Here is a 15,604-nt window from a genome sequence, read left to right on the forward strand (position 1 = left end):
TCACAGTAGCATGAGTGTTTCATTCTTCATATTGTTTTATTGTGTTCTTCTTTTTCCCACAATTGCATCCCTTTTTCTTCACAAATCCTTGTTGTTGTAATTGTTCTTGATATGCCTGTTGTTGTGCTTGGTGTTGTTGCTGTATATGATACCACTGCTGCAGGTCATATGAATTTTGCCTTGGATTATTGCTCACAGCAAACATCTCCTCTACTGTCAATTCTGTCTATTTACTATATGAACAACTCTTTATTTCCGTTCCCTCATTCTTTTAAACTCCGCTTTTTCTCGTATTATGAAAATATATTATTCTCCCATAAAATATCCTGTAATCGTTTCAATGATTGCTGCTGCTCCTGCAATAGCTAATAATGCAAGTAACGGTTCTGCAACGATAGGAATCCAATTATATAAGACTAATAAAAAAGCACTAACCCATACACCTGTACACCAATAACAGCTTAACAATTCGCCAATCCACTTTCTTAATCCTTTACCTTTCACTTTTGTAAACGTTGATACACTTCCATCCGGCTCCGTAATCTCTAATTCATCAATAAATGGTCTTCGCAAAAAGGCTGTAATTTTATCATAAACAATTAAACGAGTGAGCCTAAAAGCAGCTAACGCAAAAATAAAAAATAAAAGCCAGCTTGTAAACAGCATGATTCCACCTTCCCTTATCCTCTTTCGCCTATTTAAAAAAAAAGGTCTTGAGATTGTGACCAAATCTCCTCGACTCCAATATCTTATTAATGTAAATACAAACAAGAAGATAAGGAGTGACATTAATGAGTTGTAACGAAAATAAACACCATGGCTCTTCTCATTGTGTAGTTGACGTTGTAAAATTCATCAATGAATTACAAGATTGTTCTACAACAACATGTGGATCTGGTTGTGAAATCCCATTCTTAGGTGCACACAATACTGCATCAGTAGCTAATACACGCCCTTTTATTTTATACACAAAAACTGGAGAACCTTTTGAAGCATTTGCACCATCATCAAGCCTTACTAGCTGCCGTTCTCCAATTTTCCGTGTGGAAAGTGTAGATGACGATAGCTGTGCTGTACTACGTGTATTAACTGTAGTTTTAGGTGACAGTTCTCCGGTACCACCTGGTGACGATCCAATTTGTACGTTTTTAGCTGTACCAAATGCAAGATTAATATCTACAACTACTTGCATTACTGTTGATTTAAGCTGTTTCTGTGCGATTCAATGCTTACGCGACGTTTCTATCGTAAAGTAAACTAAAAAACTATTGGGGTGGTAGAAGCTTTCTACCACCTTTACATATTTAAAAACCGGCCATACTAATCGATTGGATATCATCTATAGACAGCCTAATATCTCTCATACTATTTTGCGGCATAATAGATACAATACCATTTCGATACGATATGATCGATCCAACATATGAGACTGTAGCTGTTTTTATTCTGCACCTTACTTTCGGAATGTAATGAGGGCGGTTTAGTAAAAAATGAATTTTTTCATCATTATTCATATCCTTAAATGATTTATTATACGGGACAGTTCTTACTGGTTCTGGTTCTTGCTCTTCTTGCTCTTCTTGCTCTTCTTGTTCTTCTTTTTCTTCTATTTTTTCTTCCACTTGCTGCTCTTCTTGTTGTTCTTGTTCTATTACCTCTTCCACAGCACTACTTACAATATTTTCTTGTCTATTACTTTTCTCTTTTTGATCTTCATTTTCAAAGTTTGTCAGGATAATCCTTTTTATTTTCGGTGCAGCAAGTTCTAAACTTACTTGCGTGATATATAACAACGGTTTTCCAACTGTTGAACTTTTATTTTTATTCTTCACACTCGTCCCTCCCACTTCCATACGTAGCTAAATAAATCGTGTACTATTATAGTTATATTCATCACGTGGTAAGAACTTTCGTTAAAAATCGTTCTTTCTCAGAACAAATAAAAAGGACAATCTCAGCATTTAGAGATTGTCCTTTAAAAATTAATATTATATTTATCCTAGGATATGATACCCTGAATCAACATGAATGTTTTCTCCTGTTACACCGCGTGCTAAATCACTGAATAGGAATACTGCTGTATCGCCAACTTCTTCTTGCGTTGTTGTACGACGAAGTGGTGCGCGCTCCTCAATTTCTCTTAAGATTGAGTTGAAATCGCCTACACCTTTTGCAGATAACGTACGAATTGGTCCTGCAGAAATAGCGTTAACACGAATACCGTGTTGACCTAAATCGTTCGCTAAATATTTCACGCTCGCTTCTAATGAAGCTTTCGCAACACCCATAACGTTATAATTCTTCACAACGCGCTCGCCGCCAAGGTATGTTAACGTTAAAATATTTCCGCCTTCTGTCATTACTTTTTTTGCTTCTCTTGCTACAGCTGTTAAAGAGAATGCACTAATATTTTGTGCAAGTAAAAATCCATCGCGAGAAGTATCTACAAATTCACCTTTTAAGTCATCGCGATTTGCAAAAGCAATACAATGTGCTACACCGTGAATAGTACCTACTTCTTGTTTAATTGTTTCAAAGCAAGCTGTAAGTTCCTCATCATTCGTTACATCACAAGGTAATACAAGTGATTCTTGTCCTTCTAATGTGTCCGCTAATTCACGAACGTTTCTTTCTAAACGTTCTCCTGCATATGTGAATATTAATTTTGCACCTGCATTATGCAAAGAGCGAGCTATTCCCCATGCAATACTTCTTTGGTTCGCAACGCCCATAACAACAAATGTTTTCCCTTGTAATAGTTCCATGATATATCCTCCCAGAAATACTTATACTTGTTATTAGTACCTGATACTATAATTATAGTACCATAAAACCGCTTAAAGGCAAACAAAAAAGTCATTAACAGAAATTTGTTAATGACTTTTGGTTTCTATAAAAAACCGCTCTAATCCTTCTTCCCAAGACGGCATTTGTGAAAAACCATTTAATCTTAGCATGTTATGTTGAAAAATAGAATATTTGGGCCTCGCAGCCGCAGCCCCGAATTCTTCCGTTGAAACAGGTAATACATTCACTTTCATATTGGCGTACGAAAATATCTTTTGTGCAAATTCAAACCAAGAGCATGAGCCTCTGTTTGATACGTGGTATGTACCGTATAAAGAAGTATGAATGAGCTTATTAATAACCATATTCAAATCCGCCACATACGTAGGAGAGCCAACTTGATCCGCTACAACAGATATTTCATCTCTTTCTTTTCCTAATCGCATCATCGTTTTCACGAAATTATTCCCATATTTACCATATAGCCACGATGTGCGAACGATAAAATATTTATTATGTAACTCTTTGACGAACTGCTCCCCCGCATACTTAGAGGCCCCATATATATTTATCGGCGCTGGACTATGAAATTCGTCGTATCCATCTGGTCTGGCGCCTTGAAATACATAATCAGTACTAATATAAACTAGCTTCGCCCCTACTAATTGTGAAGCAACCGCTACATTTCGAGCTCCGATTGCATTTATTCTATATGCAAGATCCTGTTCTTTCTCCGCATGATCTACTTTCGTATAGGCAGCACAATGAATAATTATATGTGGTTTTATTTCTTGTACCACTTGTTGTATTCGGGATATATTTGTCACATCTAATAACTTTTTATCAAATGGATATATATCATATTCTTCAGAGTCTAACTCTTCAAATAGTTGCTTTCCTAATTGACCGTTTGCTCCTGTTATGATAACCCTCTCTTTCATTTAACATGCCCCTTACTAATCTTTTAGTGGTTTCCACCATTCCTTATTCTTTTCATACCATTTCACCGTCTCTTGTAATCCTTGTTCAAACGTATATTTCGGTTCCCAATCAAATTCATTCTTCATTTTCTCTGCATCAATCGCATAACGACGATCGTGCCCTAAACGATCTGTAACATATTCAATGTCTTTTTTTGTTTTTCCTAAAAGAGTAATAATTTGTTCCACAACTTCTACATTTGTTTTTTCATTATTTCCACCTATATTATATACTTCTCCGACACGTCCCTTATGCAAAACAACGTCAATCGCACTGCAATGATCCGTTACATGTAACCAATCTCTTACATTTAAACCATCACCATATAACGGTAGTTTTTTTCCTTCTAGTGCATTCGTAACCATTAATGGAATTAATTTTTCAGGATACTGGTACGGTCCATAATTGTTAGAACAACGCGTTACTATAACCGGTAATTGATATGTTTTATAGTAAGATAGAGCTATCATGTCCGCGCTCGCCTTACTTGAAGAATATGGACTATTTGGAGCTAACGGCGTTTTCTCTGTGAACTTCCCTGTTTTTCCTAAAGAGCCATACACTTCATCCGTTGATACTTGCACAAGTTTTATATGCGAATATTTTTTAACTAGTTCTAATAAAGTGACCGTCCCAATTACATTTGTATCATAAAAAGGAATCGGATTTTCAATACTACGGTCCACATGTGATTCAGCTGCAAAATTTACAATCACTTGTACGTCCCGCTCTTTTATAACGTGTTCTAATAGCTCTCCATTTTGAATTTCTCCCTTTACAAAAGAGTAATTCGGGTGATCCAGAAGAGATTTTACGTTATTTAAATTCCCGCTATATGTTAATGCATCGTAATTAATAATTTTATATGTTTCATAACTTTGTAGCATGTAATGAACGAAATTACTTCCAATAAATCCAGCCCCACCTGTTACTAATATATTCATAAACAACGCTCCTACTTAAAAACTATCTTCATATTCCTCTAATAATGGTAATATCTGATCCTTATCGGACAATATAGGATCGGTTACTGGCCAAGGAATTGCTAAATCTTTATCTTCCCAAAGTAATCCTGAGTCATGCTCTGCGCTATAATATTCATCTACTTTATACATAACGATAGTATGCGGAACAAGCGTGCAAAATCCATGCGCAAACCCTTTTGGCACTAGTAATTGCCGATGGTTATCTGCACTTAAAATATATCCTTTCCATTGTTTAAATGTTGGTGATTTTTTTCGTAAATCAACGATAACATCATAAATTGCCCCTTGCATAACTTGAATGAGTTTCGTTTGTGCTTTCGGTTTTTTTTGAAAGTGTAGTCCCCGAATCGTTCCTGCCTTAGCCGAATAAGATACGTTATCCTGTACAAATGAATACGTTATCCCTAATGTTTCTAGCACCTGCTTATTATAACTCTCTGAAAAAAAGCCACGCTCGTCTCCAAACAACCTCGGTTCTAACAATTTTGCATCGGTAAAATTTGTTTCTACAACTTTCATATTCTCACCTATTCTCCGTTAAACTGTTTCCCAAAATTAATATCACGCGCTAACGTATTCGCCTTTTGAAGCGAAGCATGAGTTCCCGCATCAGTCCACCAACCGCTCATTTCATTATAAGTAAGTACCCCTCGTTTTAAATACCAATTATTTATATCTGTAATTTCAAGTTCTCCCCGCGCAGAAGGTTTTAATTCTTTAATATAAGAAAAGACTTTCGAATCATACAAATAAATTCCCGTAACCGCATAAGAACTTTTCGGCTCTTTCGGCTTTTCTTCAATTTCAACTATTTTTCGGTTTTGAATATGTGCTACGCCAAATCTTTCGGGATCTTCTACAGATTGCAATAGCACTTTCGCACCTTCTTCTTGATTTGCAAACTCTTCAACATACGGAAGAATATCATCTGAAAAAATATTATCCCCTAATATAACTACCATACGATCATTCCCGACGAAATCTTCACAAAGCCCTAACGCCTGTGCGATCCCGCCCGCTTTATCTTGCACACGATACGTAAAGGATACTCCAAATTCATGACCACTTCCTAAAAAGCTAACAACATCCCCCATATGCTCTTTACCTGTAATAATCATAATATCTGTAATATCACATTGTTTTAACTTATATACCGCATGATAAATCATCGGATACCGACCAACAGGAAGTAAATGTTTATTCGTTACTTTCGTTATTGGATATAATCTCGATCCAGTACCACCTGCTAAAATAATTCCTTTCACTTTGCATCTCTCCTTTATGATGGAGATAATATATCTTTGTAATGTTCTACAAACACTTTCCGGTACTTCTCATATGTATCCGCATCAAACTCATCCCCGTTGTAATGAATACACCATAAATTTGCTTGATTTGGGATACCAATTAAATAACCAGCCCTTTGAAACTCTAAAGACTGTGACACATCATAAAAGTGAAACCCTTGAAACAAATCTTCTCGCCACGGAATATCATACTGCGTTGCCATGAATAAGCCATCAATTGCCTGAACTGACAAAAATGGTTGATTACCATAAAAAACCTGATCTAAATTTAATAATTGATAATTCCGTCTTCTATACTCAATCACTTTCCCTACTAAATTTTTTCCTTCCCACCATATCCCGTTATTCGGTAAAAACTGAGCCCCAGCGACTCCTATTAAACCAAGTTTTTCATTTTCTTTAAAAAGAGATATAAGTGTAGAAAACATGTCTCGATTAATAAGATATGTATCTTGATGTATATATACTTTGTATTTCGCTGGATATGAAAGGGCTCGGTTGTATGCACTTGCCATACTTTGTGCATCTCGTATCGGAAAAATTTGCACGACATAACCTGGGGGAACAAAAATGTTTCTTATTTGGCTCTCACATTGTTTGAAAAGCTCCTCATTATTTACACAAACAACAACTAATATTGTATGATCTTTCATTTTTGTCCCCCCTTTTATTCTTCCTTATTTACATCTGACATATAGTGTTCCACAAATATTTTCCGATACTTTTCATAGTTCGTCATATTCACATCAAAATGATAATGGATACACCAAGCATCGCGCTGTACAGGTACACCGACTGTATATCCTGCTTTTCTAAATTCAAATGATTGAGATACATCATAAAAATCAAATCCGTCAAATAAGTCTTCTCGCCACGGAACATCATATTGTGTCGCCATTAATAAACCATCAATACATTCTACAGGAATAAATGTTTTTGATTCATGATACGGTTGTTCTAAACTTGCCATATAAAACAAATCATTCATATAACCAATGACTTTTCCTACAATGCCACGCCCTTCGTTCCATACACCAGTCGGAGGAACATATTGCGCTCCAACCATCCCGATCATCCCAAGGTGTTCATGTTCCTCAAATAATTGAAGTAATCCATATAAAAAAGCCCTATTTATAATAAAAACATCTTGATGTAAATACACTTTATACTTCGCTGGATGCGAAATGGCTTGATTGTATCCACTCGTCATACTTTTCGCATTTCGAATCGGCATGAATTGGACAATATACCCTGGCGGTACTAACAATTGCAATATATGTCGCACGCAGTTTGCATACAATTTCCGATCATTTATACATGTAACAAATAATATTGTTTTGTCTGCAGCACTCATAATTGTGATTTTTCAGCTTCAATAATATACTGAAATACAACTGTCTCAGCCATGAAGCCACTTCCAAGACGATATTTTTTACAAATTCCATATAGCTCCTCAATAAGCGGTTCATACATTTTATGATCAACATATACACGATCTACTTTACTAATTGAATATCCTGCTTTTAAAAACATTCTTAGCATTTCATTGAATGTAAAGAAACGAATATGTGTTTTATCTAATAAACCATATTCTGTATACGTCCAATTTCCAGCAAGTAAGGGAGCTAATACTGAAATATGAGCAACGTTTGGTATACTTGCTAAAATCACACCATTTTGCTTTATATATGGCTTAACCTTTTCAATCACAGCCCACGGATCAAATAAATGCTCTAATACATCCCCAAATAGGACGCAATCAAATTGCCCCTCCTCATAAGGAAGATCTATTTTTTCTATATCCCCTAAAATAACATGATCTAGTCTTTCCTTCGCTTTTTCTGCCGCCTCTGGAAATGCCTCTATTCCTGATACACGTGTACCGTTTTCTTTAATAGCTGCTCCCAATGCACCGCTCGAACAACCAATATCAAGAACTTCTTTCCATTCCTTTTTTATATGCTTTAATAAATTCGGATTCGCTGCATTATAATAATGCTCGGATTTTTCTTCATATAAAGAACTTTTTTCGCGATTCATTTCACACACTCCTTATGCAAATTGAATTAGAAATATAAATCTCATATGAATTCTATAAAGTGCAGATTTTGTTCATCCCCCAATGATTATTAGCCCGCAAATAGCAGTATAAAATCTTTTATTTATATTGGTTACGTTACTGATACTCTAATATATAACCAATCTATTAGAGTTAGAATAGCGATAAATCATTTCTAAAAAACGAAACCTATTACACTTTATATGGTTTATCAAAAACTCCCCGAAAATATTTACGGTTATATTCAATTGCAGCATTATTCGGAACATAAGAAGCTGCTAATTCATTGTAATAATACGCTTTATCCTGCTCCCCTAACCTGCTATAACAAATACACATTTGTAAATAGGGTAGCCATGTGTAGCTAGCTGGACTATGGAAAGGACTTTCCGTTGCCATTGGTACTTCCGTAGCAAGTTTAAACCAAAATATCGCTTCATTATATTTTTCTTGTTCCATATATATATATCCTATTCTTGTACAATTCTCTCCTCTAGGGACGTCATACCGAAACGACTTCACACAAGATTCGATTGCCTTCTCCCACATTCCGAGCTTTGCATAGCAATCTCCTAACTTACCACATGCATAAATTTTCTCTTCATACCATCCTTCGTCTTGATTAAGAAATGTTTCATATAGAAGAACTGCATCATCATATTTTTGGTTATCTGTAGATTCATTTGCGTAATAAAATAAATCTCTCGGACTTAATTCTTCACCTGCCGCTACAGTATTTTGAAAAATTTTCAAATTACGATTTGTTACTTTTTTTTCTTTTTTATGTGTAATAGCAACATTACTACTAAAAACCTCACCAGAAATAGCTAAATACTCATGAACCTTTCCAAACCATTGAAATTGTTTTTCACGCTTTACAAGTCGATTTCTTTTTGTACAATATAAAGGTTTCCCGTTAGAATCCAATGCAAGGTGATAAGGCATCGAAACAGCATCAATTTTAGGATCTAATTCTCTTTTTAAAAGTTTCAATGCTTCTTGAGCATCTTCTAATAAGACATCATCTGCATCTAGCCACAATATATACTCTTGCGTCGCTTTTGAAAAAGAAAAATTTCTTGCTGCTGCAAAATCATCAATCCACTGGAAATCATATATGTTAGAAGTATATTTCTCTACGATTTCTTTCGTTCGATCGACGGAACCTGTATCAACTACTATAATTTCATCCACAATTTTTTCAACTGTTTCTAAACAACGGGCTATTGTCTCCTCCTCATCTCGAACAATCATACATAAACTAATTGTAATTCCTTGCTTGTTCAACATAATCACCCTCTTCCAAATCAATCATATGTTATACATATACTAAACTTTCCATTTTTTTAAATTGTTCAAGTAGTTTAAGATTTCTTTTCAATAATTCAAATGTCCGTGTCATTTTCTTTCGGTTTTGCATCTACTATATAATGAACGCTTTATGGAGGTGAATTTATGTCAAATAATAATTATTCAAATGGATTAAATCCCGATGAATCTTTATCAGCTAGTGCATTTGACCCTAATCTTGTAGGACCAACATTACCACCGATACCACCGTTTACCCTTCCGACTGGGCCGACCGGGCCGACTGGACCGACTGGACCTACAGGGCCGACTGTACCTACCGGGCCAACTGGACCAACTGGACCTACGGGGCCGACTGGACCTACGGGGCCGACTGGTGGCACTGGGACTACTGGACCTACGGGGCCGACTGGTGACACTGGGGCTACTGGACCTACGGGGCCGACTGGTGACACTGGGGCTACTGGACCTACGGGGCCGACTGGTGACACTGGGGCTACTGGACCTACAGGGCCGACTGGTGACACTGGAGCTACTGGACCGACTGGGGCTACTGGGGCTACTGGACCGACTGGACCGACTGGACCATCCGGACTAGGACTTCCAGCAGGATTGTATGCATTTAACTCCGCTGGAATTTCTTTAGATCTTGGACTAAATGCTCCAGTACCATTTAATACTGTTGGATCTCAGTTTGGTACAGCAATTTCTCAATTAGATGCTGATACTTTCGTTATTGCTGAAACTGGATTCTATAAAATCACTGTTATCGTATATACTGCGGCAATAAGTGTATTAGGGGGGCTTACAATCCAAGTAAATGGGGTATCTGTACCAGGTACTGGGGCTACTTTAATCTCAGTTGGAGCACCTATCGTTGTTCAAGCAATTACGCAAATTACGACAACTCCATCATTAGTTGAAGTAATCGTTACAGGACTTGGGCTATCATTAGCTCTTGGTACAAATGCATCTATTATTATTGAAAAAATCGCTTAATTTTTTACTTAGCAGTAAAACTGATATCAGTTTTACTGCTTTTTCAATTTCAAATTCAATCATGAAACATTCGCTATCTACATAATCATATTGTTGTATGACATTTTGCAGGAGGCACAAATATGGAAAGTAAATCTGCTGTTCAGCTTTATCTCGAATTGCTAAAGAAGACCATTTTATTTGAAATATGGTTAGAATATGAGGCATACTTACCCGCATCTCTACATATTTCAAAAGAACTAGAATTCGAACCAGTTACAGTCCCTCTCCCTTTATTCATTAAGCAATATGCTGAAAACCATAACTTAAAAATTGTAAAACCAAATGTTTCTAAAAGTGAACGTCATGATGGAATGGATTGGCCAAGAGCAGCACATAGCATGATTGGTCGAGAACGTATGAACCAATTACAAGAGGCGATGGAAACCGTTGTTCGTGAAAATATAGAAGGTGATTTTATTGAAACAGGTGTATGGCGCGGAGGATCATGCATTTTTATGAATGGTTTTTTACAAGCAAACAACATTACGGATCGTAATGTGTGGGTTGCAGATTCATTTGAAGGTTTGCCAGCACCGAATCTAGAACAATATCCAAAAGATTACGGTGATTATTTACACACATTCGATTACTTACGCGTCTCTTTAGAACAAGTACAAGAGAATTTCAAAAAATATGATTTACTAAATAATCAAGTGAAATTTTTAAAAGGTTGGTTTAAAGATACTTTACCAACAGCACCAATTGAAAAAATAGCAATTGCACGGCTTGATGGTGATATGTACGAATCCACAATGGATGGTCTCGTGAACTTATATGATAAAGTTTCTAAAGGTGGCTATATAATTATCGATGACTACGGGCTACCGCCATGCGCTGAGGCTGTGACAGACTTTAGAAACCAACGAAATTTAAAAGCCCCTATTACTAAAATTGATGTATTTGGCGTTTATTGGAGAAAAGAATAAAAAAAGATTTAATCTATAGGAGATTCCATTTTCACTCATTCTTCTCTCACTTCTAATCCAATTAAGTATTCTTTTTCGGAATCTCCTTACATATAACAATTGTTTTCCTGTATTCTCTCACTACAAATTGAAAATTTTATTAATAGATTTACTGCATCTTCTCATACAAGAAAGGGGTATACTCATGAGTGAACTTAACAAAGAAATGACTTTACTCCCCCCTCCTGAACTCGTCCAATATGTAGGTGGCGACTTCAAAAAGGTTGGAAAAGAGTTCCTAAAGCATTTTATTCAAATTGGTGCTTTAAAATCAAATGAAAAAGTATTAGATGTAGGCTGCGGTGTCGGCCGAATGGCTGTACCATTAATGAATTACTTAAATGATGATGGAGCGTATTATGGATTTGATTTGTTTAAAGATGGAATTACTTGGTGTCAAAATAACATTTCAACTATGCGTAATAATTTTCACTTTGAACATGTTGACATATACAATCAATTCTATAATCCGGAAGGAAAAGAAGATGCCTCTCAATATCGTTTTCCCTATGAAGACGGAACATTCGATTTTATCTTTTTAACTTCTGTATTTACACATCTTCTCCCAAAAGAATTAGAACATTACGTATCTGAAATTGTACGTGTATTAAAAAAAGACGGGAGATGTTTCATTACATTCTTTCTTATAAACCCTGAATCGTCCTATTATTTAAATGCAGGACAAAGTACATTAGGTTTTTATCATCGAATCGAAAATTGCTACGTTGTAAATAAAGATATTCCGAATTTCGCAGTTGCTTATCCTGAGACAGATATTTGCAATCTATTGAATAAGTACGACCTAGAAATAATCAATAAGCCGCATTACGGTTTATGGTGCGGCAGACATGAATATACAAGTTACCAAGATATTGTTCTTACAAAAAAAAGCTTCTGAAAGGAAGTTATGTATGATGAATGAAAAAAATCCACCTCTCGTTTCCATCCTTATTCCTACTTATAATCGGCCTCATTATTTCAAAATTGCTCTAGAAAGTGCATTGGCACAAACTTATTCAAATATTGAAATCATCATCGGAGATGATAGTACAAATGATGAAACAGCAACTTTAATACGCAAACAATACTTACCAAATTATAAAAATATAACATACATTCGAAATACCCCTACTCTAGGACAATTTCACAATGACCTTATGCTCATAGAAAAATCAAATGGTGAGTATATAAATTTTTTAATGGACGATGACGTGTTTTATAAGCATAAAATACAAAAAATGATGACCTATTTTGAGCAAGATCCCAATAAAAATCTTGCTCTTGTTACTTCTTATCGAGTACGCATTGATGATCATGGAAATCTAATAGGTGATTCCCATCCAACACAAAGGTTATATAGTGAAGACACCCCATTAAACGGGATATTTTTAGGTAATTGGATGTTAAAGGGCGGACACAACATTATCGGTGAGCCTACAACTACTTTGTTCCGAAAGGAATTGCTCACTGAACCTTTTGGCACCCTTAAAGAGCGACAATATTCTTGTAGTGTTGATATGGCCTCATGGATTTCTTTACTTTCTAAAGGAAATGCAATATACATTTCTGAGCCTTTAAGTCAATTTCGCTACCATGCTGGACAACAAATACACAATAAGCTCCTTCAAGGTTGTGAAGATTTCACACACCTTGTTATAACAGCAAAAGAATATGGCTTTTTACAAAATACTACGGACTATAGAGCAGCTCTACTTAGTGCTTACCAATGGTGTAAAAGTTCCTTAAAATACTATCTTCATCAACTAGATATTTTTCCTGACGCACATGTACGTCTCTCTCATTGTTTGGATATAATTATTAAAGAGCTAAACAATTAAACTACTCTGCAAAATTAAAAGTGTATGGACTATATGTGAATCATTCGTATAGTTCATACATTCTTTCTCATACTATAAAGTGAAACTTTAATCAGCTCTCACCAATCGGGCTTTTACGGGCAGTTGATCCCCCACCTAACTTCTTCGCTTTCGCTGAATTTTGAGGTGGGGGTCTTACTGCCCATTAATGCGGGATAAAATCCATTACTATAAAGAGCAGTAGAAAGGAATACCTACATTGAAAGATCCAAATTCTCAATATCAAATAGACTACGTATTACTATTTATTTTATTTGCCATTGGGATTGTTAGTTGTTGTGCTATTGCAAGTGCGCAAGCCTCTTTACCGCCATTTTTACAAAACGTCAATTTTGTACTAAAGCAAATCCAATGGTATTTCATTGGATTTATAGCCATTGGTGTTATTATGATTATCGACTTCGATCGTTATCAAAAAATTGCTTGGTATTTGTACAGCTTTGCAATGGTACTACTTATTGGACTAGAACTTCAAGTACCAGGTGCCGTTACAATTAAAGGCGCTACCGCTTGGTACAGGCTCCCAGGCATCGGAAATTTTCAGCCTTCTGAAATTATGAAATTGTTTTTAATTATCGTCATTGGACGAATTATAGCAAATCATAATGAGAAATATTTTTCCCAAACGATACATGACGATTTTTTACTACTTGGAAAAATATTTGCGACAAGCTTGCCACCACTACTACTTATTGCAAAAGAACCAGATTTAGGAAACACAATGGTCATTTCAGCGATGCTTGCAGCAATGATACTAGTTTCTGGCATACGATGGCGTTTTATTTTTGGATTAGTTTCAGGTACTTTCGTTGCTGGATCTACATTAATATATATTTTTTTTACTCACACAGATTTCTTTAAAGCACACATTTTAAAAGAGTATCAATTAAATCGCTTCTACGGATGGTTAGCACCTTACAAATATGATGCACAAGGCTATCAATTAAGACAAGCATTCTTAGCGACTGGATCCGGCGAAATGCAAGGAAAAGGGTGGGAAAATGGACAAGTATATTTTCCAGAACCACATACAGATTTTATTTTCACTAATGTCGCTGAACAATTTGGATTTCTAGGCGCAAGTGTCATTATTTCTCTTTTTTTCTTACTCATTTTTCGAATGATTCATATTGCTTTAGAAAGTAATGACCCTTTCGGTAGTTACATTTGCGCTGGTACAATCGGAATGTTTACTTTCCAAGTATTCCAAAATATCGGGATGACAATCGGATTACTCCCCATTACAGGGATAACATTACCTCTTATGAGTTACGGAGGAAGTTCACTGCTTACATACATGATTGCGATTGGATTCATTTTAAATGTTCGCTCAAGAACGAAAATCTTTATGTTTAAATGAACAACACAAAAACGCTATATTTTTATCTCTATCCTTTTTTAGATATACTAATGAAAAATACGATGGAGGTTTAAATATGAAATATGACATTATAGGAGATATTCATGGATGCTTCCAAGAGTTTCAAAATTTAACAGAGAAGCTAGGATATAACTGGAGTAGCGGTCTACCGGTTCACCCTGACCAACGTAAACTTGCATTCGTTGGCGATATTACAGACCGTGGTCCTCATTCATTACGTATGATTGAAATTGTATGGGAACTTGTCATACATAAAAAAGAAGCTTATTACGCTCCTGGAAATCACTGTAATAAACTATATCGATTTTTCCTTGGGCGTAATGTAACAGTCGCTCACGGACTTGAAACAACTGTTGCTGAATATGAGGCACTTCCTTCTCATAAGCAAAACATTATAAAAGAAAAGTTTATCACTCTTTATGAACAATCACCCCTCTACCACATACTAGATGAAAAAAGAGTAATCGTATGTCACGCTGGGATTCGGCAAGATTACATAGGAAGACGAGATAAAAAAGTACAAACCTTTGTATTATATGGCGATATTACAGGAGAAAAGCATGCCGATGGCTCACCTGTCCGTCGCGATTGGGCGCAAGAGTACAAGGGGCAAGCTTGGATTGTATATGGACATACACCAGTAGCAGAACCTCGATTCGTCAATCAGACAGTCAATATTGATACTGGTGCTGTATTTGGTGGCAAATTAACCGGATTACGTTATCCTGAAATGGAGACTATCTCTGTTCCTTCTTCTTTACCTTTTGTCGCTGAGAAATTCCGTCCAATTTCATAACTACCTTACTTAGCGAAAGATTACCGTATTATTTAGGCAGATCTCATATAAAACTAGGTAAAGTAATTAAAAAAAGATGCAATAAAGTGCATCTTTTTTTAATTACACTACATATA

Annotated in this window: 19 protein-coding genes; 7 read left to right on the top strand and 12 right to left on the bottom strand. The window is 35.9% G+C overall.

All coding sequences use genetic code 11. The annotated features are described in order from the left end of the window. Positions 1-19 precede the first annotated feature (19 nt). Positions 20-205 (bottom strand): hypothetical protein, encoded by a 186-nt coding sequence (locus tag BLT20_RS01700; RefSeq protein WP_029948404.1) that lies wholly within the window; start codon positions 203-205, stop codon positions 20-22. Positions 206-306: 101 nt separating this feature from the next. Then, the gene (locus BLT20_RS01705) at positions 307-666 is read right to left on the bottom strand and encodes a DUF1360 domain-containing protein (RefSeq protein WP_000899662.1); all 360 of its coding nucleotides are present in this window, start codon (positions 664-666) and stop codon (positions 307-309) included. A 125-nt stretch (positions 667-791) separates the two neighbouring features. Here BLT20_RS01705 and exsY point away from each other — a divergent pair, with 125 nt between their 5' ends. Next, positions 792-1,256 (top strand): exosporium assembly protein ExsY, encoded by a 465-nt coding sequence (gene exsY / locus BLT20_RS01710; RefSeq protein WP_001277744.1) that lies wholly within the window; start codon positions 792-794, stop codon positions 1,254-1,256. Positions 1,257-1,304: 48 nt separating this feature from the next. Here the strand turns inward: exsY and BLT20_RS01715 are convergent, their stop codons facing one another. The 10 genes from BLT20_RS01715 to BLT20_RS01760 all read right to left on the bottom strand — a co-directional run bounded on the left by BLT20_RS01715 (position 1,305) and on the right by BLT20_RS01760 (position 9,410). Continuing rightward, positions 1,305-1,853, bottom strand: a complete 549-nt coding sequence (locus tag BLT20_RS01715) for a spore coat CotO family protein (RefSeq protein ID WP_002025474.1) — start codon at positions 1,851-1,853, stop codon at positions 1,305-1,307. A gap of 141 nt (positions 1,854-1,994) precedes the next feature. Next, complete coding sequence (gene fabI, locus BLT20_RS01720) at positions 1,995-2,765, bottom strand: enoyl-ACP reductase FabI (protein WP_000421886.1); 771 nt, start codon at positions 2,763-2,765, stop codon at positions 1,995-1,997. Positions 2,766-2,873: 108 nt separating this feature from the next. After that, positions 2,874-3,728 (bottom strand): dTDP-4-dehydrorhamnose reductase, encoded by an 855-nt coding sequence (rfbD, locus tag BLT20_RS01725; RefSeq protein ID WP_000664653.1) that lies wholly within the window; start codon positions 3,726-3,728, stop codon positions 2,874-2,876. Between the two features lie 15 nt (positions 3,729-3,743). Further along, complete coding sequence (gene rfbB / locus BLT20_RS01730) at positions 3,744-4,712, bottom strand: dTDP-glucose 4,6-dehydratase (RefSeq protein WP_001024160.1); 969 nt, start codon at positions 4,710-4,712, stop codon at positions 3,744-3,746. Positions 4,713-4,727: 15 nt separating this feature from the next. Next, the gene (rfbC, locus tag BLT20_RS01735; RefSeq protein ID WP_000869415.1) at positions 4,728-5,273 is read right to left on the bottom strand and encodes a dTDP-4-dehydrorhamnose 3,5-epimerase; all 546 of its coding nucleotides are present in this window, start codon (positions 5,271-5,273) and stop codon (positions 4,728-4,730) included. An 8-nt stretch (positions 5,274-5,281) separates the two neighbouring features. Next, entirely contained in the window at positions 5,282-6,019 is a 738-nt protein-coding gene (locus BLT20_RS01740) for a sugar phosphate nucleotidyltransferase (protein ID WP_000676156.1), read from the bottom strand. 14 nt (positions 6,020-6,033) lie between these two features. After that, entirely contained in the window at positions 6,034-6,714 is a 681-nt protein-coding gene (locus BLT20_RS01745; RefSeq protein ID WP_000651527.1) for a glycosyltransferase family protein, read from the bottom strand. Positions 6,715-6,728: 14 nt separating this feature from the next. Next, positions 6,729-7,415, bottom strand: coding sequence for a glycosyltransferase family protein (locus tag BLT20_RS01750; RefSeq protein WP_001271184.1), 687 nt, complete (start codon positions 7,413-7,415; stop codon positions 6,729-6,731). Continuing rightward, a complete protein-coding gene (locus tag BLT20_RS01755) occupies positions 7,412-8,101 on the bottom strand; it encodes a class I SAM-dependent methyltransferase (RefSeq protein WP_001078432.1) in 690 nt (229 codons plus the stop codon). Before BLT20_RS01755 ends, BLT20_RS01750 begins: the two co-directional genes overlap by 4 nt. A gap of 211 nt (positions 8,102-8,312) precedes the next feature. Then, positions 8,313-9,410 (bottom strand): glycosyltransferase, encoded by a 1,098-nt coding sequence (locus BLT20_RS01760; RefSeq protein ID WP_000932912.1) that lies wholly within the window; start codon positions 9,408-9,410, stop codon positions 8,313-8,315. Between the two features lie 165 nt (positions 9,411-9,575). Between BLT20_RS01760 and BLT20_RS01765 the strand changes: the two genes are divergently transcribed. From BLT20_RS01765 to prpE, 6 genes are all read left to right on the top strand, one after another. Continuing rightward, positions 9,576-10,427: a BclA C-terminal domain-containing protein gene (locus BLT20_RS01765; protein ID WP_090869516.1), complete on the top strand. Its 852-nt coding sequence runs from the start codon at positions 9,576-9,578 to the stop codon at positions 10,425-10,427. Positions 10,428-10,549: 122 nt separating this feature from the next. Then, a complete protein-coding gene (locus BLT20_RS01770; protein ID WP_000444383.1) occupies positions 10,550-11,395 on the top strand; it encodes a TylF/MycF family methyltransferase in 846 nt (281 codons plus the stop codon). A gap of 184 nt (positions 11,396-11,579) precedes the next feature. Then, the gene (locus tag BLT20_RS01775; RefSeq protein ID WP_001292842.1) at positions 11,580-12,332 is read left to right on the top strand and encodes a class I SAM-dependent methyltransferase; all 753 of its coding nucleotides are present in this window, start codon (positions 11,580-11,582) and stop codon (positions 12,330-12,332) included. Between the two features lie 13 nt (positions 12,333-12,345). Further along, the gene (locus BLT20_RS01780; protein ID WP_002025472.1) at positions 12,346-13,272 is read left to right on the top strand and encodes a glycosyltransferase family 2 protein; all 927 of its coding nucleotides are present in this window, start codon (positions 12,346-12,348) and stop codon (positions 13,270-13,272) included. Positions 13,273-13,510: 238 nt separating this feature from the next. Then, positions 13,511-14,671: an FtsW/RodA/SpoVE family cell cycle protein gene (locus BLT20_RS01785; RefSeq protein ID WP_000654702.1), complete on the top strand. Its 1,161-nt coding sequence runs from the start codon at positions 13,511-13,513 to the stop codon at positions 14,669-14,671. 76 nt (positions 14,672-14,747) lie between these two features. Then, positions 14,748-15,488 carry a bis(5'-nucleosyl)-tetraphosphatase PrpE gene (gene prpE / locus BLT20_RS01790; protein WP_000872698.1) on the top strand — a complete coding sequence of 247 codons (741 nt, stop codon included), beginning with the start codon at positions 14,748-14,750 and terminating at the stop codon, positions 15,486-15,488. Positions 15,489-15,604 lie beyond the last annotated feature (116 nt).

It is taken from the genome of Bacillus sp. cl96 (genome assembly GCF_900100505.1).
Lineage (GTDB): Bacteria > Bacillota > Bacilli > Bacillales > Bacillaceae_G > Bacillus_A > Bacillus_A cereus.

Excerpts from the sequence above, each read along its gene's own strand:
- BLT20_RS01700 (WP_029948404.1), bottom strand. The coding sequence starts at position 205 with ATGTTTGCTGTGAGCAATAATCCAAGGCAAAATTCATATGACCTGCAG.
- BLT20_RS01705 (WP_000899662.1), bottom strand. The coding sequence starts at position 666 with ATGCTGTTTACAAGCTGGCTTTTATTTTTTATTTTTGCGTTAGCTGCT.
- exsY (WP_001277744.1), top strand. The coding sequence starts at position 792 with ATGAGTTGTAACGAAAATAAACACCATGGCTCTTCTCATTGTGTAGTT.
- BLT20_RS01715 (WP_002025474.1), bottom strand. The coding sequence starts at position 1,853 with ATGGAAGTGGGAGGGACGAGTGTGAAGAATAAAAATAAAAGTTCAACA.
- fabI (WP_000421886.1), bottom strand. The coding sequence starts at position 2,765 with ATGGAACTATTACAAGGGAAAACATTTGTTGTTATGGGCGTTGCGAAC.
- rfbD (WP_000664653.1), bottom strand. The coding sequence starts at position 3,728 with ATGAAAGAGAGGGTTATCATAACAGGAGCAAACGGTCAATTAGGAAAG.
- rfbB (WP_001024160.1), bottom strand. The coding sequence starts at position 4,712 with ATGAATATATTAGTAACAGGTGGGGCTGGATTTATTGGAAGTAATTTC.
- rfbC (WP_000869415.1), bottom strand. The coding sequence starts at position 5,273 with ATGAAAGTTGTAGAAACAAATTTTACCGATGCAAAATTGTTAGAACCG.
- BLT20_RS01745 (WP_000651527.1), bottom strand. The coding sequence starts at position 6,714 with ATGAAAGATCATACAATATTAGTTGTTGTTTGTGTAAATAATGAGGAG.
- BLT20_RS01750 (WP_001271184.1), bottom strand. The coding sequence starts at position 7,415 with ATGAGTGCTGCAGACAAAACAATATTATTTGTTACATGTATAAATGAT.
- BLT20_RS01755 (WP_001078432.1), bottom strand. The coding sequence starts at position 8,101 with ATGAATCGCGAAAAAAGTTCTTTATATGAAGAAAAATCCGAGCATTAT.
- BLT20_RS01760 (WP_000932912.1), bottom strand. The coding sequence starts at position 9,410 with ATGTTGAACAAGCAAGGAATTACAATTAGTTTATGTATGATTGTTCGA.
- BLT20_RS01765 (WP_090869516.1), top strand. The coding sequence starts at position 9,576 with ATGTCAAATAATAATTATTCAAATGGATTAAATCCCGATGAATCTTTA.
- BLT20_RS01770 (WP_000444383.1), top strand. The coding sequence starts at position 10,550 with ATGGAAAGTAAATCTGCTGTTCAGCTTTATCTCGAATTGCTAAAGAAG.
- BLT20_RS01775 (WP_001292842.1), top strand. The coding sequence starts at position 11,580 with ATGAGTGAACTTAACAAAGAAATGACTTTACTCCCCCCTCCTGAACTC.
- BLT20_RS01780 (WP_002025472.1), top strand. The coding sequence starts at position 12,346 with ATGATGAATGAAAAAAATCCACCTCTCGTTTCCATCCTTATTCCTACT.
- prpE (WP_000872698.1), top strand. The coding sequence starts at position 14,748 with ATGAAATATGACATTATAGGAGATATTCATGGATGCTTCCAAGAGTTT.